At 61.7% G+C, this 21,462-nt stretch carries 18 protein-coding genes and 1 other RNA gene; 5 read left to right on the top strand and 14 right to left on the bottom strand.

From position 1 onward, the window contains the following. Positions 1-126: 126 nt before the first annotated feature. The gene (locus RMO51_RS21215; RefSeq protein WP_310397988.1) at positions 127-897 is read right to left on the bottom strand and encodes an AMP nucleosidase; all 771 of its coding nucleotides are present in this window, start codon (positions 895-897) and stop codon (positions 127-129) included. A 102-nt stretch (positions 898-999) separates the two neighbouring features. Here RMO51_RS21215 and RMO51_RS21210 point away from each other — a divergent pair, with 102 nt between their 5' ends. Next, positions 1,000-1,485, top strand: coding sequence for a type I restriction enzyme HsdR N-terminal domain-containing protein (locus RMO51_RS21210; RefSeq protein ID WP_310397987.1), 486 nt, complete (start codon positions 1,000-1,002; stop codon positions 1,483-1,485). 110 nt (positions 1,486-1,595) lie between these two features. Here RMO51_RS21210 and RMO51_RS21205 read toward each other — a convergent pair whose 3' ends face one another. The 6 genes from RMO51_RS21205 to RMO51_RS21180 form a co-directional block, all read right to left on the bottom strand. Further along, complete coding sequence (locus RMO51_RS21205) at positions 1,596-1,919, bottom strand: hypothetical protein (protein ID WP_310397986.1); 324 nt, start codon at positions 1,917-1,919, stop codon at positions 1,596-1,598. 188 nt (positions 1,920-2,107) lie between these two features. Then, positions 2,108-4,021: an LTA synthase family protein gene (locus RMO51_RS21200; protein ID WP_310397985.1), complete on the bottom strand. Its 1,914-nt coding sequence runs from the start codon at positions 4,019-4,021 to the stop codon at positions 2,108-2,110. A gap of 113 nt (positions 4,022-4,134) precedes the next feature. Further along, positions 4,135-5,262: an alanine dehydrogenase gene (gene ald, locus RMO51_RS21195; protein WP_310397984.1), complete on the bottom strand. Its 1,128-nt coding sequence runs from the start codon at positions 5,260-5,262 to the stop codon at positions 4,135-4,137. Positions 5,263-5,354: 92 nt separating this feature from the next. Beyond that, positions 5,355-5,873: a VOC family protein gene (locus tag RMO51_RS21190; protein WP_310397983.1), complete on the bottom strand. Its 519-nt coding sequence runs from the start codon at positions 5,871-5,873 to the stop codon at positions 5,355-5,357. Positions 5,874-6,017: 144 nt separating this feature from the next. Next, positions 6,018-6,434, bottom strand: coding sequence for an META domain-containing protein (locus tag RMO51_RS21185; RefSeq protein WP_310397982.1), 417 nt, complete (start codon positions 6,432-6,434; stop codon positions 6,018-6,020). 431 nt (positions 6,435-6,865) lie between these two features. After that, positions 6,866-7,636: a DUF1573 domain-containing protein gene (locus RMO51_RS21180; RefSeq protein ID WP_310397981.1), complete on the bottom strand. Its 771-nt coding sequence runs from the start codon at positions 7,634-7,636 to the stop codon at positions 6,866-6,868. A gap of 247 nt (positions 7,637-7,883) precedes the next feature. Here RMO51_RS21180 and RMO51_RS21175 point away from each other — a divergent pair, with 247 nt between their 5' ends. After that, positions 7,884-10,304, top strand: coding sequence for a thiamine pyrophosphate-dependent enzyme (locus RMO51_RS21175; protein ID WP_310397980.1), 2,421 nt, complete (start codon positions 7,884-7,886; stop codon positions 10,302-10,304). Between the two features lie 19 nt (positions 10,305-10,323). Here the strand turns inward: RMO51_RS21175 and RMO51_RS21170 are convergent, their stop codons facing one another. Then, positions 10,324-10,893 (bottom strand): hypothetical protein, encoded by a 570-nt coding sequence (locus tag RMO51_RS21170; protein ID WP_310397979.1) that lies wholly within the window; start codon positions 10,891-10,893, stop codon positions 10,324-10,326. 121 nt (positions 10,894-11,014) lie between these two features. Here RMO51_RS21170 and RMO51_RS21165 point away from each other — a divergent pair, with 121 nt between their 5' ends. Then, entirely contained in the window at positions 11,015-12,016 is a 1,002-nt protein-coding gene (locus RMO51_RS21165; RefSeq protein WP_310397978.1) for an acyl transferase, read from the top strand. 181 nt (positions 12,017-12,197) lie between these two features. Further along, positions 12,198-13,334, top strand: coding sequence for an alpha/beta fold hydrolase (locus tag RMO51_RS21160; RefSeq protein WP_310397977.1), 1,137 nt, complete (start codon positions 12,198-12,200; stop codon positions 13,332-13,334). A 75-nt stretch (positions 13,335-13,409) separates the two neighbouring features. Here the strand turns inward: RMO51_RS21160 and RMO51_RS21155 are convergent, their stop codons facing one another. Further along, entirely contained in the window at positions 13,410-14,573 is a 1,164-nt protein-coding gene (locus RMO51_RS21155) for a sigma-54 dependent transcriptional regulator (RefSeq protein ID WP_310397976.1), read from the bottom strand. A 284-nt stretch (positions 14,574-14,857) separates the two neighbouring features. Between RMO51_RS21155 and RMO51_RS21150 the strand changes: the two genes are divergently transcribed. Further along, entirely contained in the window at positions 14,858-15,349 is a 492-nt protein-coding gene (locus RMO51_RS21150) for a cytochrome c (RefSeq protein WP_310397975.1), read from the top strand. Between the two features lie 49 nt (positions 15,350-15,398). Here the strand turns inward: RMO51_RS21150 and rnpB are convergent. The 5 genes from rnpB to RMO51_RS21125 all read right to left on the bottom strand — a co-directional run bounded on the left by rnpB (position 15,399) and on the right by RMO51_RS21125 (position 21,334). Then, an RNA gene (gene rnpB, locus RMO51_RS21145) (RNase P RNA component class A) lies at positions 15,399-15,875 on the bottom strand. Between the two features lie 115 nt (positions 15,876-15,990). Then, positions 15,991-16,461 (bottom strand): IS200/IS605 family transposase, encoded by a 471-nt coding sequence (gene tnpA / locus RMO51_RS21140; protein WP_310397974.1) that lies wholly within the window; start codon positions 16,459-16,461, stop codon positions 15,991-15,993. Between the two features lie 184 nt (positions 16,462-16,645). Then, positions 16,646-18,511, bottom strand: coding sequence for a M1 family metallopeptidase (locus RMO51_RS21135; protein ID WP_310397973.1), 1,866 nt, complete (start codon positions 18,509-18,511; stop codon positions 16,646-16,648). 360 nt (positions 18,512-18,871) lie between these two features. Beyond that, positions 18,872-20,080 (bottom strand): Smr/MutS family protein, encoded by a 1,209-nt coding sequence (locus tag RMO51_RS21130; RefSeq protein WP_310397972.1) that lies wholly within the window; start codon positions 20,078-20,080, stop codon positions 18,872-18,874. A 441-nt stretch (positions 20,081-20,521) separates the two neighbouring features. Further along, positions 20,522-21,334 (bottom strand): DUF2279 domain-containing protein, encoded by an 813-nt coding sequence (locus tag RMO51_RS21125; RefSeq protein WP_310397971.1) that lies wholly within the window; start codon positions 21,332-21,334, stop codon positions 20,522-20,524. Between the last annotated feature and the right edge of the window lie 128 nt (positions 21,335-21,462).

Raw genomic sequence — 21,462 nt, 5'->3', positions numbered from 1 at the left:
ATCTGGCGTCCGCTTGCCGAAGCATCTCTACCGCGCAGCTAATCAGAATTAGTATTGCAGTAGAGATGCTTCGGCAAGCGGACGCCAGATAAGCATGACGTTCAAGAGGCCACACGGCAAGCCACCCTACTCAAACCGCATGTGCTTCACCGACTCGCCCGAGTTCTTCAATTCCAGCAGCGACTCGATGCCGATTTGCAGGTGCTGGCGCACGAAGTCGGTCGTCACCTTGGAGTCCGACTCCGAGGTTTTCACGCCCTCGGGCGTCATCGGGTTGTCGCTCACCAGCAGTAGGGCGCCGTGCGGGATGTCGTTCATGAAGCCCACCACGAAGATGGTGGCCGTTTCCATGTCCACGGCCAGGGCGCGCACCCGGCGCAGGTAGTCCTTGAACTCCTGGTCGTGCTCCCACACCCGGCGGTTGGTCGTGTACACGGTGCCGGTGTAGTAGTCCAGCTCGTGCTTCTTAATCATGCTGCTCACGGCGCGCTGCAGGCGGAAGGAGGGCAGGGCCGGAATCTCCTTGGGCAGGTAGTCGTCGGAAGTACCGTCGCCGCGGATGGCGGCGATGGGCAGCACGAGGTCGCCGAGCTTGGTCTTCTTCAGCCCGCCGCACTTGCCCAGAAACAGCGCCGCCTTGGGCTTCACGGCCGAGAGCAGGTCCATGACCGTGGCGGCCATCGGCGAGCCCATGCCGAAGTTGATGATGGTGATGCCGCCCGCCGTGGCCGTCTGCATGGGCTTGTCGAGGCCCCGCACCTCAACGCCGAACTGCTCGGCAAACATGTGGATGTAGTTGCTGAAGTTGGTGAGCAGAATGTACTGCCCGAAGTCGCTCAATGGCACGCCGGTGTAGCGCGGCAGCCAGTTGTTGACAATTTCCTCTTTGGTCTTCATGGGTGGGAACAATGGGTGAATGGGTGAATGAGCGAATGGGTGAACAAGGCAAAAGGAGCGGCTATGCTCATTCACCCATTCACCCATCCGCTCATTCACTCATTGGAAAAGGTACCTTTGGAGGTGATGCAAGTGCTGGACCTGCCGCCTTTCGAGGCCAAACTTACGCAATCAGCCACGAACCAGCCCCTCATCTGGGACGGGCTGCGGCGCCGGCACGTGGTGCTCACGCCCGAGGAATGGGTGCGCCAGCACGTGGTGCACTACCTGATTACGCACCTCGGCTACCCGCGCGGCCTGCTGGCCCTGGAGCGCGGCCTGCGCTACAACCAGCGCCGGAAGCGCACCGACCTGCTGGCCCTGGACCCGGCCGGCCAGCCCCTGCTGCTGGTGGAATGTAAGGCGCCCACCGTGGCCATCGACGCGGCCGTGGCCCGCCAGGCTACCACCTACAACCTCACCATCGGCGCCCCGCTGCTGCTGCTCACCAACGGGCTGGTGCACTACTGCTGGCGCGTCGATTTCGCCACCCGAACCAACGAGCGGCTGGCCGAGATTCCGGCGTTTGCGGCGGCGTTGCAGCGGTAGCGCGACGCCCGAAGCCGGGGATTGGGCGGCTATTTGGGCCGTAGAGAAAAAAAGCCCGGCCGCAACTGGGTGCGGCCGGGCTCTACAACAGCGACTAAGCGCTTCAGGCTTTATTTCTGGGGTTTTGCTTTGGCCTTGTTGCGCTTTTCCTTCAGCTTCGTATCGGCGGGCATGGACTGCTCGGCGGGGGCGGGCACCGTCGTAGCTGCGGGGTCAGTCGTGGTCGTGGTCGACTCCGTGGTGGTGGTTGACGCAGGGGCCGGGGTGGTCGGTGCGGGAGTCGCCGATGCGGGGGCGGGGGGCGTTGCCGGGTAGGTGGTCGGGGCCGGCGTAACCGTCGTTTCCTTGGTGGTGCTGGTGCTGGTTTGAGCACGGGCCGAATAGCTGGCCGAGGCAAGCAGCAGGAGGACGGGCAGGATGTGTTGCTTTTTCATAGCGAATGGGTTTGGTAAGAAAATTTGTCGGCTCCAACCATTAGGAGAGACTTTGAATTGCCACCAACGAGCGCAGCGGGAGGAATAGTGCCTTATTGGCTATTATTAGCATTTATCCCTCCGTTATTACCATTCCGAGTAACGTGGCTTTCGATGGCTTTGCCGGTTCTGAACTGCGAATGCAACGGCTACTTGTACAGCCGATTATCCAGCAGCCCGTTGGTGTAGAACTGCACGCATGCCCGAAGCTCGTCCCCGTATTTGCGCACCAGCGCCGGGTCGGGGTTGGCCAGCGGCTCGTTCGGGATGAAGTGGGTTTGGTAGGGGTAGAGCCGCACGATGTTGTTGTTTTTCAGCTCGGTAACGAAATCAGAATGCACGAGGAAATACGACTCGCCGTCGCGGAACACGGCGCGGCTGGCGCGGGCCGTGTCGAACACCGACGAACCGAAGGGCAGCAGCAGCTTTTGCTCCTGCCGCAGCCCCAGCACGTCGAGCACCGAGGCGGGCACGTCGGCCTGCTGGGTGATGCGGTGCGGATTGGCGGCGGGTAGCGGCGGGCCGGGGCGGAACAGGAGCAGCGGCGTTTTGTGGTAGCCGAGCGGGTTTTGGTACGTCGGCTGGTCCGTTTGGGAGGTGTGGTCGGCAGTTAGGATAAACAACGTGTTTCGGTACCACGGCGCCTGGCGGGCCGCCCGAAAAAACTGCCGCAGGGCCAGGTCGGCGTAAGCAATGGTGGGGTGAATGGGCTGGGTACCGGCCGGAAATTTGCCCTGGTACTGCGCGGGCACCGTGAACGGCTCGTGGGAGCTGAGGGTGAAGACCGTGGCGAAGAAAGGCTGCTTCATGGCGGCCAGCTCGCGGTTGCAAAACTGCAAATACGGCTCGTCAAAAATGCCCCAGTGCCCGTCGAAATCGGGGCTGCCGGCACCGCCGGGGTACTGGCTCAGCCCGGAGTAGCGCTGCACGCCGGCAAGGCCGGCGAAGGTGTCGAAGCCCATGGTGCCGTTGATGCCGGCGTGGTACATGGCCGTGTGGTAGCCGTGGTGGCCCAGCATTTCGCCCAGCCCGTGCAGCTCCGCCGTCTGGAAACTGGACGTGATGTAGGGCTCGTCCATGAGGGAGGGAAGGCCCGCGAGCACCGCCGGCAGCGCCTCGATGGAGCGCCGGCCGTTGGCGTAGTTCTCGCGCATCAGCAGGGACCCCGGCGCGGTGGCCAGCGAGTCGAAAAAAGGCGTGTAGCCGCCCTGGCCACCGTTTTCCACGCCGGTGTACTCGGAGCTGAAGCTTTCCAGCAGCAGCAGCACCACGTTGCTGGGCGGGGCGGGGGCCGGCCGGTATGGCAGCGCCGCTGCCCCGAAGACCGGGCGCAGGGCGCGGGCTTCCGGGAAGTAAGCCTTGCGTTCGACCGGAACTTCGTCGAACGACTTCAGCACCGTGAAGGTGCTGTTCAGGGCCAGGTGGCCCAGCACGGCGGGCTGTTGGTCGAAAGCTGCGCCGGCTCGCAGCGGCTTGAGCTGCCAGCCGCCGCGCAGCCCCAGCACCACCAAGCCCACAACTACGCAGAACTCCAGGCCGCGCAGCAGCCACTGCCGCCCGCTCGCCGGGGCCGCTACCCGCCCCGCTGCGGCCCTGGGCATGGGGCACAGCCGCCACAGCAGGTACACCAGGGCCGCCAGCGGCAGCGCCAGGTACCAGTAGTGCTTGCCGATTTGCCCGGCCTGCCGCTGCAGGTCGTCGCCGATGGTGCTCCACTCGTTGCTCAGCCGGCGGCCAATGAACTTGAAGTACTCCCAGTCGATGACGTTGAGCAAAAAACCCAGGAGGTTCAGTAACACGAATAAGCCCCGCAGGACCTGCTGCCCAACCCGCGCCCCCACCGGCACCAGCAGCGAGAGCGCCACCAGCGGCAGGTTCAGCCACAGCAAGGCCGAGGCGTCGAACCGCAGCCCGTGCCCAAACGCCAGCAGCACCGCGCCGGCGTTGATGCTCTTGAAAGTCCCAAAATTGAGCAGGTAAAAGCCCAGCCGCAGCAGCGTGTACACGGCCATCAGCAGCGCCAGGCGGCGCAGCAGCAGGCGAATGGCAGGGGAAGGAAACATCAATTAAAAATTGAGAATTAAAAATTAAAAATTGAGGAATCTGAAATCATTAAAAAGCCCTCCCGACGTATTGTCGAGAAGGCTTTTTTAATTTTTAACTCTCAATTTTTAATTCAAACCACGGCCAGCTCCAGCACGGTTTCCACGTTCACCAGTGGCAGGCCCCAGGCGTCGGCCACGCCTTTGTAGACGACCTCGCCGTGCACCACGTTCAGGCCGAGGCGCAGGGCCTCGTCGCGGCGGCAAGCCTCCTGCCAGCCCAGGTTGGCCAGCTTCACGGCGTAGGGCAGGGTGGCGTTGGTCAGGGCCAGGGTGCTGGTGTAGGGCACCGCGCCGGGCATGTTGGCCACGCAGTAGTGCACCACGTCGTCGATGATGAAGGTCGGGTTTTCGTGGGTGGTGGGGTGGCAGGTTTCGATGCAGCCGCCCTGGTCCACGGCCACGTCCACGACCACCGTGCCGGGGCGCATGGTCTTGAGCATGTCGCGCGTGATGAGGTGCGGGGCCTTGGCGCCGGGAATCAGCACGGCGCCCACAATCAGGTCGGCGGTTTTGATGGCTTCGCGGATGTTGTACTCGTTCGAGTACTGCGTCACCACATTTTTCGGCATGAAGTCGTCAAGCTCGCGCAGCCGGTTTAAGTTGATGTCCATAATGGTGACCTGCGCGCCGAGGCCGGCGGCCACCTTGGCGGCCTGCGTGCCCACAATGCCGGCGCCCAGCACCAGCACGTGCGCGGGCTTCACGCCGGGCACGCCGCCCAGCAGAATGCCGCGGCCTTTCAGGGGTTTCTCCAGGTACTTGGCGCCTTCCTGCGGGGCCATGCGGCCGGCCACTTCGCTCATCGGAATGAGCAGGGGCAGGGCGCGGTTGGGCAGCTCCACCGTCTCGTAGGCCAGGCACACGGCCTTGCGCGCTATCATGGCGTGGGTCAGCTCCTCGCCGCTGGCAAAGTGAAAGTAAGTAAACAGCAGTTGGCTCTCCTTGATGAGGGAATATTCTTCGGCAATCGGCTCCTTCACCTTGATAATCATCTCGGCCTGCTCGTACACCTCGGCGATGGTGGCGAGCAGCGTAGCGCCGGCCGTCTGGTATTCCTCGTCGCTGAAGCCGCTGCCTTCGCCGGCCGTGCTTTGCACCAGCAGCGCGTGGCCGTGCTTGCGCAATTCGGCAACGCCGGCGGGCGTGAGGCCCACGCGGTTTTCGTTGTTTTTGATTTCCTTGGGAACGCCGATTATCATGTGCGGAGGGGTGGGAAGGGGTTAAACCAGGAGTTGAGAATGCGAGACGCAAAGATAGGGCGGCCGGTTCCCTTGTGGCGCGGCCGGGGCGGCTACTTTTCGGCCAGCAGCCCGGCCAGGTCCAGGGCGCGGGTGTACATCTGCACGCTGCCGTCGGGGGCCAGGGGCCATTGCTCCCGGGGCCGGTCCCAGTACAGCTCCACGCCGTTGCCGTCGGGGTCGTCGAGGTACACGGCCTCCGACACGCCGTGGTCGGCCGAGCCGGTGAGGGGGTAATTGGCCGCCGCCAGCTGCCGGAGCGCGCCGGCCAGTTCGGCCCGCGTGGCGTAGAGAATGGCGGTGTGAAAAAGCCCCGCGCCCTGCTTGCGGGCGGGTGGGCCGCCCAGGCTGTTCCAGGTGTTGAGCCCGATGTGGTGGTGGTAGCCGCCGGCCGAAATAAAGGCCACCTGGTTGCCAAACCGCCGCACAATCTGGAAGCCCAAAATGCCGTGGTAGAACGCCAGGGCTTTGTCCAGGTCCGTGACCTGCAAATGCACGTGGCCGATGCGCGTTTGGGCGGGTGCCCGGTAAGGCTCGGAATCGTCTGGAGCGGGGGAAGCTGGGGTGTGCATGTGACGGATATTGCTGCGCTCGGGGGACAGTCCATTAATTACTAGTTGGCCGAAAAAAGGCCTTACCAGTTTGGTAAGGCCTTTGGCCAAGCATCAAAAAAACTTCTCGCAAGCGAGAAGAAACTGGTTATGCCAAGGACTCAGCTACTTCGCCGCCTCGAAAACCAGCCGTGGTTTTGCAGCCAAGTTGTCATCGTCGTAAAGTAGCAACTGGCTCCCCTGAATTTGGTAACGCTTGGTTTGGGGTAGCGCGGCCAGGTAATTTCTGGCAAAATTTAAATCGGAGCAATTGCCCGGAGTCGACGTCAGTTGGGTAAAGCTTATTTGCTGGCTACCCGCCCCAAGCGTAAACTTGCCCTTGATGGAGCTGCATGCGGCCAGGCCTAACACCTTGTTGCCCTGCGCGCTAAATTCAATAAAAGAATTGTAATCATGTGAATAACTGGAAAGCATGATTGCCGCACCGTCTACCTGCTGCACCATCCAGCGTTTGCGGATTAAATCGGGCGCCGGGTCTTCGCACTTCTCCCGGCAGCCTCCGAGTAACAAAGTAATTCCCAAGCATAGCAGTGTAATAACCCGATTTCTCATGACAAGCAGCTTAGTGGTTTGTAATTCATCCAATCCCCAGCTTCAGGTTCTCAAAGCCTATCCGAAGAAATAAGCGCGATGAGAAAAGAACGTCATGCTGAGCTTGTCGAAGCATCTCGCCCGCTTCATATGAGCCATTCAACGGAGCGGTAGAGATGCTTCGACAAGCTCAGCATGACGTTCAATTTATTTTTCGGATGGCTCTTCGTACTCCCCTAGCCGGCCAAATATTTGCGCCAGTCAGGAGCATTACTCAATCGGCTACGATAACGCAGGTTAATGAAAGGCCGTCCACCGGGACTGGAACTTTGATAAATACCCGGGCTAAATGGTTGCGCACTTCGGCAATAAATTTTTTCAACAGACCCCAAAAACAGGTTGCATCCGCAGCTCGGAGGGTGCTACTTAAACGGCACCGCCGTGCCGCTTTCCTTCACCATGCTGTTGCCGACGAGGTCGCGCACGATGGTGGCTTTGAGCGCGATTTTGGCGTCGCCGCTCACGTCGTTGGAGCTGATGGTCACCGCGTCGCTCACCTGGCCGAGCTGGCGCTGGCTGTAGAGCAGCTCGATGACGGCACTTTGGCCGGGCGCAATGGGGGCGGGGGGCGTCTTGTAGCCCACGCAGTAGCAGCCGGCCGCAAGGGCGCCGAGCACCAGCGCCGACTTGCCGGTGTTTTTCACCGTGAAGCGGGCCACCGGCTGCTGGCCGGCTTCCATCTTGCCGAAGTCGTAGCTGGTTTTGTCGAGTACCAGGTGCGGCGACTTGGCCAGCTGCGCCGCCGTGAGGGTGGGCTTGATTTCGGCTTTGGTGAGCACCGCGCCTTTGATGGTGAGCACCTTGCTGGGCTCTGCGGCGTTGCTGGTGACGGTCACCGTCTTGTTGAATACGCCAGGGCGGCCGGCGCTGCTGTACATGGCCTTGATGATGCCGGACTTGCCGGGCAGCACCGGCGTTTTGGTCCAGTCCGGGGTGGTGCAGCCGCAGCTGGCCTGCACGTTGGCGATGACCACGGGCTGGTTGCCGGTGTTCTTGAACCGGAACTCGTGGGTGGCCATCGTGCCCTCGGGCACGTTGCCAAAGTCGTGGCTGTCGGTTTCGAACTGCATCACGGCCTGGGCCTGGGCCGTGCAGGCAAGTGCGAACAAGCAGAGGGTGAGGAGGTGTTTCATGAAGGAGAAGTAAGATTAAACCAAATGCTGGTGCGGGCGGGCGCCGCGGAATTTCGTTTTAACAATGAAATGAAAAAGCAGAAGGGCTGGCCCTTGGCGCCGGCTGCGTCCGACAAGTCAATTCTTTACCAGCCAAATATACGCCCAAACCCCCCGCGCCCCGGCCCGGCCCCGATTCCGTATTTTTGCCCCGCGGCCCCGGCCGCCTCGCCCTCCCCGTTCATTCCCACCGCTCCATCATCACGACATGCCCACCGCCGAAACCGCCAGGCCCTCGCTAGCCGCGTCCCTCACCAAGGTCGACCTACTTGACGATTACCGCCTGGCTTGGGAAAGCCGCCACGCCTCCCTCGCCGGCCGCAAAGAGGTGTTCATGGGCAAGGCCAAGTTTGGCATTTTTGGCGACGGCAAGGAAGTGCCTCAGTTGGCCATGGCCCGCGCCTTTCAGAACGGCGACTTCCGCTCCGGCTACTACCGCGACCAGACGTTTATGGCGGCCATCGGCCAGATTACCTGGGAGCAGTACTTCGCCCAGCTCTACGCCAACCCCGACGTGGAAGCCGAGCCCGCCACCGCCGGCCGCGCCATGAACGGCCACTTCGCCACCCGCATGCTCGACGAGGACGGCCTGCTCACCGACCTCACGCTCACCAAAAACTCCTCGGCCGACGTCTCGCCCACGGCCTCCCAGATGCCGCGCCTGCTGGGCCTGGCCTACGCCTCCAAGCTGTTTCGCCAAAACCCTGAGTTGCACCAGTACTCGCAGCTGTCGAACAACGGCAACGAGGTGGCCTTCGGCACGATTGGCAACGCCAGCACCTCGGAGGGCATGTTCTTCGAGGCGCTCAACGCGGCCGGCGTGCTGCAGGTGCCCCTGCTGGTGAGCGTGTGGGACGACCATTACGGCATCTCGGTGCCGGCCGAGTACCAGACCACCAAGCAAAGCATTTCCGATATCCTCACCGGCCTGCAGCGCGATGGCGAGGGCCAGTCGGGCTTTGAGATTTACGTGGTGCGCGGCTGGGACTACGCCGCGCTGGTGGACACCTACCAGCGCGCCGCGGCCGTGTGCCGCGAGCAGCACGTGCCCGTGCTCATCCACGTCACGGAGCTTACCCAGCCCCAGGGCCACAGCACCAGCGGCTCGCACGAGCGCTATAAGAGCAAGGACCGCCTGGGCTGGGAAGAAGCCCACGACTGCCTGCACAAGCTGCGCGAGTGGTTGCTGGCCGAGGGCCACGCCACGGAGCTGGAGCTGGACGACATCGAAAAAGCCGCCGCCGCCACCATCAAGGCCGCGCGCACTGCCGCCTGGGCGGCCTTCTTCGACCCCATCAAAGCGGAGCGCGACGAGGCCGTGGGGCTGCTCGACAAGCTAGTGGCCGACACCGGTACCGAGAACACGCTGCACGAGCTGGTTGAGCAGCTCAAGGCGAACCCCACGCCCATCCGGGCCGACACCGTGCGGACCATGCGTCGGGTGCTGCGCCATGTGCGCCACGAGAAGCGCAGCGCCGGCCGCCGCGCCGTGCAGCGCCACCTGGAGCAGTTGCTGGCCGAAAACGCCGACCGCTACAATTCCCACCTGTTCAGCCAGAGCGAGTACGCCGTGGGCAACATTGAAGAAGTGCCGGCCACGTTTGCGCCCGATGCCGGCGTGGTGGACGGCCGCGAGGTGCTGCAGGCCTGCTTCGACGCCAACTTCCAGCGCGACCCCACCATCTTCGCCATTGGCGAGGACGTGGGCCGCATCGGCGACGTGAACCAGGCCTTTGCGGGCTTGCAGGACAAGTTTAGTGAGCTGCGCGTGACCGATACGGGCATCCGCGAGTGCACCATCGTGGGGCAGGGCATCGGGGCCGCGCTGCGCGGCCTGCGCCCCATTACCGAAATTCAGTACCTGGACTACCTGCTCTACGCGGTGCAGATTCTGAGCGACGACCTGGCTTGCCTCCAGTACCGTACCAAGGGCGGCCAGAAGGCTCCGCTCATCGTGCGCACCCGCGGGCACCGGCTGGAGGGCGTGTGGCACTCCGGCTCGCCCATGGGCCTGGTGCTGAGCAGCCTGCGGGGCATGCACGTGTGCGTGCCCCGCAACATGGTGCAGGCCGCCGGCTTCTACAACACCCTTTTGCGCAGCGACGAGCCGGCCCTGGTGGTGGAGTGCCTCAACGGCTACCGCTTGAAAGAACGAATTCCAACTAATGTGGGCGAGTTCACCCTGCCCCTGGGCCGCCCGGAAGTGCTGCAGGCCGGCACCGACGTGACCGTGGTGACCTACGGCTCGATGTGCCGGGTGGTGCTCGAAGCCGCCAAGCAACTCGCCGAAGTGGGCATCTCGGTGGAAGTCATCGACGTGCAGACGCTGCTGCCCTTCGACCTGGAGCACCGCATCGCCGACAGCCTGCGGAAAACCAGCCGCGTGGTGTTTGCCGACGAGGACGTGCCCGGCGGCGCCACGGCCTTCATGCTCCAGCACGTGCTGGACGAGCAGCAGGCCTACCGCTTCCTCGACGCGCAGCCGCGCTGCCTGGCCGCCCAGCCCCACCGCCCGGCCTACAGCTCCGACGGCGACTACTTCAGCAAGCCCAACGCCGAGGACGTGTTCGACACCGTGTACGAGCTGATGGCCGAGGCCGCGCCCGAGCGGTTCCCTGAAATTTACTAAAGCAGAAGTGGGGCTGGTCCTACAAGCCCAGCCTCACTTCCGAGGTGGTGATTTTGTTGCTCTCGTGCAGCTTTCGGTCCAGGATGCTGATTTCAAATTTCAGGACCTGGCCCTCGAAATAGCTGACGCCATCCAGGGAAAGGGGCAGCTTGTAGCGCATCGTGCCCCGAATGGGGGCCGCCTTGGTATCGGTGGCTTCCACCAGCCGCGGAAACCTGCCATCGTAATCTCCTAAGCGGGTGCCCGGGATGAGGTAAGGCACAAAAACGCCGGCAAGGTTACGGGCCAGCGGCTGGATGAAGTAATTATAGCTGTTCCGGTTGCGGGGCGCGCCGGATTCCTGGAAGAAAGGCGGATTCAGGAGGTCGTCGGGGTCGAGGCCCAGGTCGCCGTCGCCGTCGCGGTAGTCCAGCACAAACTCAAGGGTGTCGGTGGCGATTTCAATGCCGGCCGGCACGTGCGTCACCCTCACTTCTTTGAAGGTGATGGTGGGCTCTTCGGCGTAGTCGGGCGCGTTGATGCAGCTGTTGAGGCCCGCGCTGGTCAGGCACAAAACCGCGGCGCCGCTCAGGGTACGAAACAGGTTCATATTAAATACAGGAAGTGGCAAGACGAAAGCACAACGGCCGAAGCGGCCCCAAAGTACATTTTTCCCAACGAACTGCCGCCCTTGTTGGTTCGGCATGGGTCCTTAACCCCGCGACCCGGCCATGAGTTTCCGTTCTGAGTTTCTGCAAAGCCTGCCCCGCGTGACAGCGGCCACGTTTGAGGCCGCCGCGCTGGCGCTTTTCCGGTACCAGGCCGCGCACTGCCCCCCCTACGCCGAGTACCTTGCCCAATTGGGCCGCCGCCCGGCCGCCGTGGACTGCTTAGTGGAAGTTCCCTTTCTGCCCATCGAGTTTTTTAAGACCCGCGCCGTATGCACCGCCCCCGCGGAATGGGTGCCGCGGGAGACTTTTCTCAGCAGCGGCACCACGCTGCAGCAGCGCAGCCGCCACTTGGTGCGCGACCCTGACCTGTACCGCGCCAACGCCGCGCGCATCTTCGAGCTGAGCTACGGCCCGCTCACGGACTGGACGTTCCTGGCCCTGCTGCCCTCGTACCTGGAGCAGGGGCAGTCGTCGCTGGTGGCCATGGTGGCCTATTTTGCCCGGCAGGCTGGTCAGCAGCAGCCGGCGTTTTTCCTGCACGACCACGCCGCCCTGCGCACCGCCCTGGCCACGGCCAGGCAAGTGCCCGGCCGCCGCGTCATGCTCATTGGCGTGAGTTACGCGCTGCTGGATTTTGCCGCCGAAACCGGCCCCGCCCCGGAACTGCAAGGCCTCACGGTCCTCGAAACCGGCGGCATGAAAGGCCGCCGCCGCGAGATGATTCGCGAGGAGCTGCACCAGGAATTACAATTGGCCTTTGGCCCCGCTGGCATTCACTCTGAATACGGCATGACGGAATTGCTCAGCCAGGCTTACTCCCTCGGCGACGGGCGCTTCCGCTGCCCCGCGCCGCTGCGGGTGCTACTGCGCGACCCCTCGGACCCGTTCTCGGTAGGCAACAATCGGCCCGATGGCGCTATCAACGTCGTCGACCTGGCCAACGTAGATTCGTGTGCATTCATCGAAACCAAGGACCTGGCGCGCATGTACTCCGACGGCTCCTTCGAGGTGCTGGGCCGCATGGACAACTCCGACGTGCGCGGCTGCAACCAGTTGGCGTAAGCAACGGCGTACTAAATCCGCATTGCGCAGTATTTTGTAGCGCAAATCCTACCAACGGTAGCTTAGTTGGGTGCCCGCTACTGCTTCGCCCCGAAGTAGTGGGTATCACGGTACTGTGCGACATGCCTCGACGTACCTGCTGTATAAGCGGTCTAACCGTATTCACTTCTAAACAATCATCATGAAACGTAATGCATCAATAAAAACCTGTTTAGCAGCGACAGGTTTTCTGATTACTCCGTTCATTGCTGTTGACCGATTTTATGTAGAAAGACGGGATGAAAGCATTAGGATAATAGCAGGTGAATTCGGTTTTAATAGTTCGGTCCCACTGCTTAAACACAATACATTCTGCACGAAAATTTCTAAAGAGTATCGTGAAGGTGATGTTGCACAGCAGCATAAACCCAGCCGGCAAAAAATATTGTTTGCTCAAACACTACAGGAATCGAAAATAAATAAAGACATCATCGGAAAAGAACATTACACGAGGAGTAATGGACTGAAAATATACTTGTGGGAAAAATATCATAAGGATTTCGAAAAAACATTTGAGCAAAGTGGCAAAATTGTATTGCTCGTTCATGGCAAAACATGGTCTGGCAGGCCGGATTTTGATTTGCAAATCCGCGATTATTCGTTGATGGATTTTCTGGCCCGTAACGGTTATGATGTTTGGTCGATTGACATACATGGTTACGGCAAGTCGGAGAAGACGGACAAAGATTGGTCGGACACTGAATCAGCAGCTAACGATATTGGGGCAGCGGTTGACTACATTTCAGGTCAGAAAGGCGTTGGTAAAATTTCTATTCTCGGCTGGTCTTGGGGTGCGCAAATAACGGGGCTTTATACGATGAATCACCCGGAGAAAGTTAGTAAAATAATACTTTATGCAATGGGTTGGAAGGGCCGGCCTAGCAGCAGGTCAGCACCAATGCCAACAGAGCAGTACAGGATTAACAATGAAGCTGCTGCACGCTCAGATTTCATTGCCGGACAATATGAACCTGATGTCGTTGAAAAATATGTCAAGGAGGTATTAGCAGCAGACCCGAAATCCCCGAATGGTGTCGTAGTTGACCAGATTACCAAGTTCCCTATTCTAAAACCGGAGCTTCTTAAAGTGCCAACGTTAATTATTCACCCGGAAAAAGACTTTCTTGCGAATGAAGCGGAAACTCTTGAGTTTTTTGCCAAGCTCGGAACAACTTATAAGGCATACATTGCCTTACCGGATGGCGGTCACGCTATCTTACTCGAGAAAAATCATAAGAAATTTCAGGCTGCGGTTTTAGGTTACCTCAATCAACCGTAATTTTTCTTACAGTAAAAAAGCAGCCTCAGAATTAATTAATTCTGAGGCTGCTATTTTACTGTAAGGTGTGATTTTCTACTTCCCCGCAAACGCCTGCGCGTCGGCTTCCGAAATCGTGTCGTCGCTCATGATTACGAGGCGCTCCACCACGTTGCGCAGTTCGCGGATGTTGCCGCGCCAGTCCAGGCCCTGCAGGTATTCAAGGGCCGCGCCTTCGATTTTTTTGGGCTTGTTGCCGTAATCGAGGGCAATGTCGTTGAGAAACTTCTGAATCAGCTCGGGGATGTCGTCGCGGCGGTCGTTGAGGGCCGGCACCTGGATGAGGATGACCGAGAGGCGGTGGTACAGGTCCTCGCGGAAGTTGCGGTCCGCGATTTCCTGCATCAGGTTTTTGTTGGTGGCGGCCAGCACGCGCACGTTCACCGAAATTTCTTTCTCGCCGCCCACGCGGGTGATTTTGTTTTCCTGCAAGGCCCGCAGCACCTTGGCCTGGGCCGAGAGGCTCATGTCGCCGATTTCGTCCAGGAACAGCGTGCCGCCGTCGGCCTGCTCGAACTTGCCGATACGCTGCTTTACGGCCGAAGTAAACGAGCCTTTTTCGTGACCGAACAGCTCGCTCTCAATCAGCTCCGACGGGATGGCGGCGCAGTTTACTTCTACCAGCGGCCCCTGGGCGCGCTGACTGAGCTCGTGCAGCTGGCGGGCCACCATTTCCTTGCCCGCGCCGTTCGGGCCGGTAATCAGCACCCGGGCGTCGGTGGGGGCCACTTTTTCAATGGCCTTGCGCACAGCGCCCAGCGCGGCCGACGAGCCCACCATCGCCGAGCCTTTCGTCACGGAGAGCTTCCGCTTGAGGGTTTTGGTTTCGCTCACCAGCTTGGTGCGGTCCAGGGCGTTGCGCACCGTCACGAGCAGGCGGTTGAGGTCCGGGGGCTTGGACAGGAAATCGTAGGCGCCTTTCTTGGTGGCTTCCACGGCCGTGTCGATGCTGCCGTGGGCCGATACCATGATGAAGGCGGCGTCGGTGCCCATGGCCTGGGCGCGGCCCAGCACTTCGAGGCCGTCCATCTTGGGCATTTTGATGTCGCAGAGCACCACGTCGTACTTCTGCTGAATGAGCATGTCGAGGCCGGCGGGCCCGTCCTCGGCCTGGTCGACGGTGTAGCTTTCGAATTCCAGAATTTCTTTCAGCGTGTTGCGGATGGCGCGTTCGTCGTCGATGATGAGGATGCGGGGCATGCGGGGTGGAATACGATGGGGTGCAAATGCAGCGGAGCGAAGGTAGCAAAAAGCGGCGCCATGGGCACGAAACATGGCCGTCCAATCGGCCGCCAGACGGCGCTTATATTCGCCGTCTCCCCGCGCCGGCCGGGCATTGGCCCCTCGGCTGTAGCAGAAATGCGTTTCACACGGCAGCTATTCCACGAACTGCCCCAGGGGCAGGGGCCTGGCTGCCCACCCTGGGTATCCGACGACGGCGAGGGCACCATTTGCGGTATGCACAACCACCAGCAGGCACGTTTATGAAGCAGTTTCTCGCCCTTGTCCTCGTGCTGGCCGGACTTAGCTCGCCCGTCTTCGCGCAGAAAAAACCGCTGCCCAAAGCCAAGCCGTCCCCGGCCGTTGCCGCCTCCCTGGTCCGGGGCAAAGCGCTGTATGCGCAGCACTGCCTGAGCTGCCACCAAGCCGATGGTACCGGCGTGGAGGGCCTGCACCCGCCCCTTATCATCACCAACGAGGTGCTGGGCGACCGGCCCAAGATGGTGCTCGCCGTGCTCATGGGCATGCAGCACCGGGACATCAAGGGCAAGCCGTACAGCGGCGCGATGCCCCCGATGGACTTCCTCACCGACCAGCAGATAGCCGACGTGCTGACCTACGTGCGCCAAAACTTCGGCAACAAAGCCACCGCCGTAAATGCTGCCGAAGTGACATCCTTGCGCAAAGTCGTGTACCTCAAAGGAACGCGTTATAACCATCCGGCTGGCCCAGGGGACGGCTGGCAGGCTCCGTAGAGTGCAGATGCAAAAAGGCCCCTCTGGTACCAGAGGGGCCTTTTTGATGACCGGTGATGGGTCTGTAAGCCGGGTTTTGTCCACTGCCGAAGCAGTTGCCCCACCATTTATCTAGGCCAGTCGTTGCCGAAAGGCTCCATCAACCTACCCGCTGGCGCCGGACGAGCCGCCCGGTGCCGAGGCTTCCGAAGAAGCGCCGGCGTACCAGCTTATTTGGTCTTTCAACCCCTGAGGTTTACCCAGCCGGGCCGGTCACCCGCCCGCTGGTGCGCTCTTACCGCACCTTTTCACCCTTACCTCTTTGGGGTCTTGGGGGCTTGGGGTCTTGGGAACTTGGTTGTCGTTGAACAAGCCAAGTCCCTAAATTCCCAAGACCCCAAGCCCCCAGCAAGGCGGTAATTTTCTGTGGCACTGGCTGTCCCGGCTTGCGCCGGTCCTTCCCGTTAGGAAGCAGGGTGCTCTGCGTTGCCCGGACTTTCCTCGTCGCCATTCTTGCGTTTGGCGCCGCGGTGGGGCGACCCATCACTGCGGGCAAAGGTAAGCGCCACGTGCGTTCGTTCAGCCCCCGCGGGGCGGCACGTCGGTAGCGAGAGGCGGAGATAGACAACCAAGCCCCGGCGGGGCGGCACTCGGCCCTGCAATCAGGTCACGTCCTCAGCTGGAGCAAACACGTGAGCCGGATGGTATTCAATGCGAAAATGCTGCAACAGCAGCTCGTATTCCTGCGCGAAAGTCCGTTTGGTGTGGTGCTCCGGTTGGCGTTCGATGTAATTTATGACCTGTGACAACTGCGATGCCCCGTAGGAGAACGCGCCAAAGCCCTCTTGCCAGGAAAACTTGCCGGGAAGCCAGCGCTGCTCGTTGATAAATTTGGACGAGTTGGCTTTCACCTCGCGCATCAAGTCAGATAGCGCCTTGTCCGGGCGCAAGCCAATGAGCAGATGCAGGTGGTCCGGCATTCCGTTGATGGCCAACAGCTTTTGGCCCTGCTGGCTGACAATGCCGGTGATGTATTGGTAGAGAGTTTGAGCGTGTACGGCTGGAATAAGCGAGCGTCGGCCTTGCACCGCAAACACAATTTGCAAGTGAATCTGGGTGTAAGTGTTGGCCATTTCAAAAAAGAAAAGACTGCCTGAAAGAGTCCCCGCGGGGCGGCATATTGGTAGCAAAGGAAAAATAAAAAACGGTAGAGCCCCCGCAGGGCGACACTCAATTCAACGAATGTCGCCCCACGGGGGCTTTGGAACCTTCGCAGGTTCGTGTGCCTACCGATATGCCGCCCCGCGGGGGCTCAGCTTACTTCCCCTCCCACACATTATCCGCCGGAAAACTATCCGGCACCAGCGTGCTGCCCAGCGTCACGCGCGTCACCGGCTGCTTGGTGGCGACGGGCACGGTGACGGAGGTGGCGCCCGTTTCCCAGACGCTGATGCTGCGGTGAATTTTCTGGGTGGAGTTGTCGGCGAAGGTTACGGTGAGGTCTACCGGGACGGGCTTGCGGCCTTTGGCTTGCACCAGCACGTCGTAGCCGGCGGCGGTTTTGGTGACGCTGGCGATGGCCAGGTCGGGGTAGCCGCCGTCGAAGAACCAGCGCTGCCAGAACCAGTTGAGGTTGCGGCCGGCCCCGGCGTTCATCGAGTTGAAGAAGTCGTAGGGCATGGGGTGCTTGCCGTTCCACTGGCGGATGTAGGTGTGCAGCGCTTTGGTAAACAGCTCGTCGCCGAGCAAGTCGCGCACGTAGAGGTAGCCCAGGCCGGGCTTAGGGTAGGAGTTGAGGAACAGGGCCGCGCCGTTTTGTTGGGTGGTGAGCGTCACGATGGGCACGTCCAGCTCGGTGGCGGCCGCTTGGGCGTAGGGTTTGATGCCGTAGTCGTCGTCTACGGCCGGGTCGATGAGGCTGGAAATAACCCACTCGCCGATGGTGGCCCAGCCCTCATCCATCCAGCCGTACTTCGTCTCGTTGATGCCCAGGTAGAAGGGGAACATCGTGTGGAAGATTTCGTGGTCGGTGAGGGTAATGGCGTCGAAGCGGGTTTCGGTGGGGTTGTCGTTCACCATCATCGGGTACTCCATCTGGTCCAGTCCGTCGAACACCGTTTCGTGGGCGTAGGGGAAGGGCCACTTCGGGAAGGTGTAGCTCATGGCGTACACCGTTTTGCGGGCAAACTGAATGACTTCCTCAAAATCCTGGTGCACGGGGTTGTACACGGCATCCACGCGGGTGCGGCGCCGGGTGGCGGGGTCCACCACCAAACTCGTGGCCTGCCAGACGTAGTGGTCGGCGGTGGCGAAGGCGAAGTCCGTCACGTTCTGCGCCTCGAAGCGCCAGGTGTTGGTGGCATTGGGCGCGGTGATGTTCTGAGCCTGGGCCTCGACGGCCGAAATGATGCTGACTACGGCGTCTTTGCGCTCGGCGTCGCTCAGGCGCTGGGCGTATTTTTTGGTTAGCACCTGCTCGGCGTTTTTCAGGTCGCCGGTGGCCCACACCACGAAGTTGCGCGGCACGGTGATGGCGGCCCGGAAGGTGCCGAAGTCGTTGTAGAACTCTTGCGAGCCGTTGTAGGGAAACTTGTTCCAGCCGTCGATGTCGTCGTACACGGCAATGCGCGGGAAGAAGTACGCCACGAACGCGGCGCCGGGCGCCACCTCGCCAGTGCGCTGGTGCGAGCCTTGGTTCAGGGTGTAAGAGTACGTGACCTGCACCGTTGCCCGCTGCCCGGGAGCCAGCGCGCGGCGCAGCGGCACCGTCAGGTTCGTGGCGTTGATGGCCAGCTGGGCCACGTCGAACGCCTGGTTGTTGATGGTCAGCTGCTCAATCCTGATGCCCTCGCTCAGGTCCTCGGGCCGGATGGCGCGCTCGCGCGGGGCGCCCTTCTGGTAGAGGTTGGGGTAGAGCTTGAACCAGATTTCACGCAGGGAGTCGGGGCTGTTGTTGGAGTACAAAATGGCGGCCGTGCCCGCGATGCGCCGGGTGGCCGGGTCGAAACTGACCTGGAGGTCGTAGTCGGCCGAGTTCTGCCAGTACTTGGGTCCGGGCTGCCCGGTTTCGGCGCGCGTGCCTTTGGCATAAGTGGCCTGCAGGTTGCGCGGGACGGGCAGCGGCGGCTGGGCCAACGCAGGTAGGGAGAACAAGAGAGAGGCCAGCAGGAAACGGAGATGCATAGAAAGCAACGGGGGACGCTAAAAAATCAATTAGAAGCTGTTTGAATTATTTTTTGGTGGCATGAGGATGATGTAGAGACGCATCCTTGCGTCTTGTCGTTGAACGGAATTGGCCGAACTGCGCTCACGACGAGACGCAAGTATGCGTCTCTACATCGACCAAAGGCTAATCCAGACAGCTTTTTGGTCAAAACACTAAAACACAGAACGTCATGCTCATCTGGCGTCCGCGCAGCAGAAGCACCTCTGCTGCGCAACCCAATCCACGTAGCTGGATTGCTGCTGCGGTAGAGATGCTTTGGCTGCGCGGACGCCAGATGAGTATGACGGTTATTTACGTGCAGCATGCGTAGCGAAGAGCTACTTCAGCCGCACCAGCGTGGCGCCGAAGCCGAACTTTTCCTTGCGGGCGTCCTCGAAGAACTTGATGTCCTTGTTGCGGCTCAGCTGGCGGTGGATTTCCTTGCGCAGCACCCCATTGCCCATGCCGTGGATAAACACGATTTCGTGCATGTTGGTGGCCAGCGCCCGGCTCAGCGCGTCCTCAAACGCGTCGAGCTGCAGGCGCAGAATGGCGGTGTTCGACAGCTCGTCTTTGATGTCGGGCCGCAGGGCTTCCAGGTGCAGGTCGAACTCGTGGGCCGGCGCCACCACCGGCGCGGCCGGGGCGGGCGCGGCGGCGGCCACCACGGCGGCGGGCTTGGCGGGCGCGTCGCCGCTGAGCTGGGCTTTGAGGGCGGCCACGTCCACGCCGCCGGGCGCGGCCGGCACCGCGGGCGCCACCGGAGCTTCCTGGGCCAACTGTGCCGGGGCAATGGCCGCGGCGGCCCGCTCATCGAGCTGAAACAGGTAAGCGTCTTTGCCGATGACCGGCGCGGGGCGTTGGCTCGCATAAAATGTGCTGGCCTTAAAGCCCTGGCGCTTGGTAATTACCTCGTAGGCCGCCTCGCCGTTGAGCCGGGTGGGCAGGAGCTGAAAAACGACGGCGGGCCAGGTCTCAAAATTCTTCATGTGCAGGAAGGAGAGGGGCTTGGTGCTGGCCTTGGGGCCGAGCTTGTCGGCGGCCAGGGCGCGGTAGGGGCGGGCGCTGGTTTCCTCGCCGTAGGTATACAGCACGTCGGCCTCGGTGTTGTTGATGAGCGTGACGCCCAGCAGCTCGGGCGACTGGTGCACCAGGGCCAGGAACAGGCCCTTGGCGGCGGGCGCGGCCTTGCTGCCGGCAGTGGCCGGGCCGCCGATTTTGGCCACGCCCGCGCCGCTGGAGGCCACGGCGGCCAGAGCTTCTTGCAGGGAAGGCGGGGCGGGCTTGGGCGCCGCGGGCCGGAGCTGGCTGCGGTCTTTCTTGCTGGCGTTGGCGTTTTTGCCGGGCGTTTGGCCCGGGCCGTAGTCGGGGGCGGCGCGGTTGAAATTGTTGCCTTCTTCCGGGGCCACCACCACCACTTCGCGCCGCAGCACGGGAATGGTGAAGTCGTTGTCGATGGCTACTTCCACCAGCTCATTGTCAAGCAGGCGGGTCACGATGCCTTCTTCGGTGCCGGTGAGCAGGCGCACTCTGTCTCCTACGTTCATAATATCACGGATTGGTCGGATGCGGCACGGATTCCACGGATTTTGTGGACGCTCCGTGCCTCCACTTTCGCACTCGGTCGAGCAGCGGGGTTGCAAAAGTACGTTCCCTCACGCCAGAACGATTCCTCAGTGTTTGGTACTGCGTCTGGTAGCACGTCTGATAATCTGGTGAGACTTAGAAGCTGTTTGAGTTATTTCTTGGCGGCATGAGAACGCTGTAGAGACGCATCCTTGCGTCTCGTCGTGCGCGCAGGTCGGCCAATTTCATTCAACGACGAGACGCTACATCGACCAACGACTAATTCAAACAGCTTCTTAAGGTTCGAGACGTTTGCGGAAGTCCTGAATACGTTGGTGCGGCCACCGCGGCGTTTCAGCCATTCGCGCCAGCCACAAAATCCGTGGCATCCGTGCGGCATCCAGCATCCGACCAATCCGTGGTCACTGGTAGAGTCCGTGCAAGCGGAAACCGTTGCGTCCGTTGTACTCCAGGGCCGGGGCCGGCAGGTGGAAGATGCTGAGCGTGTAAAACACCTTTTTCAACAATACGCTGCGGGTGGGAATGCGGCGCAAATCCACGTCCAGCGACAGGTAGTATTGCCGGTAGGAGCGCAGGCCCGCCGCCGCGTTGGTATCGGCGTCGTTGTACACCATGTCTTCGCCGCCGTAGCCCACGGCGGGCTGCAGCCAGCGGGGCCAGTGGTTGCCGGGCCTGAGAAAAGCGCCCACGTCGGTGCACAGCCAGTACGTTTGGCCATTGTAGTCCTTGAGCCACCGTTCGGGCACCGTGCGGCCCAGCACGTTGGGCCGCCGCGCGGCGTAGCCGGTGAGGCGAAACGACCACTTGGGCATGATGCGCACCTCGTGCCAGGCCAGCTGCTGGGCCAGCAAGGCCGAGGAGCCTATGAAGTTGGCCGCCAAATCGGTGGCCGACGCGCCGTAGGCCGGGTCGCGGCCGTCGAGCAGCTCCAGCGGGCTCTGAATGGCGAAGCCCACGAAGGAGCCGTACCAAATGGCCTTCCGCTCGCTCAGGCCGGCCCAGCGCAGCATGTCCACCGCGCCGCGGCTGATTTGAAACGCCCCCCAAAAATGCCCGGCTTTGTCGAGCTGCTGCCACTCGGGCAGGTCGTTGAACCAGCGCAGGGGCGCCCGCTCGCCGGTGTACCAGGAGGTGGTGAGGCCGGTGTAAATGACGCCGTAGCCCAGGGCCGAGCCGCCCACCAGCAGGCGCAGGCGGCGCCTGCGGGCGGCCACGGAATCGAAGGGCGCCTGGGGCGGGAGCGGAAGGGTGGCCTGCGCCGCATCGCCGGCCCAGGGAACCGCTTGCGCCCGCGCTGGCGGTGACAACGCCAGCAGAAAAGCCACCGCCGCACCTGCGAAAC

Origin of the sequence: Hymenobacter sp., from assembly GCF_031398885.1 — a bacterium.
In the GTDB taxonomy this organism is placed as follows: Bacteria; Bacteroidota; Bacteroidia; order Cytophagales; family Hymenobacteraceae; genus Hymenobacter.
Note: the sequence above shows the minus strand (reverse complement) of the source record. Positions and strands in the feature narration are given on the sequence as shown.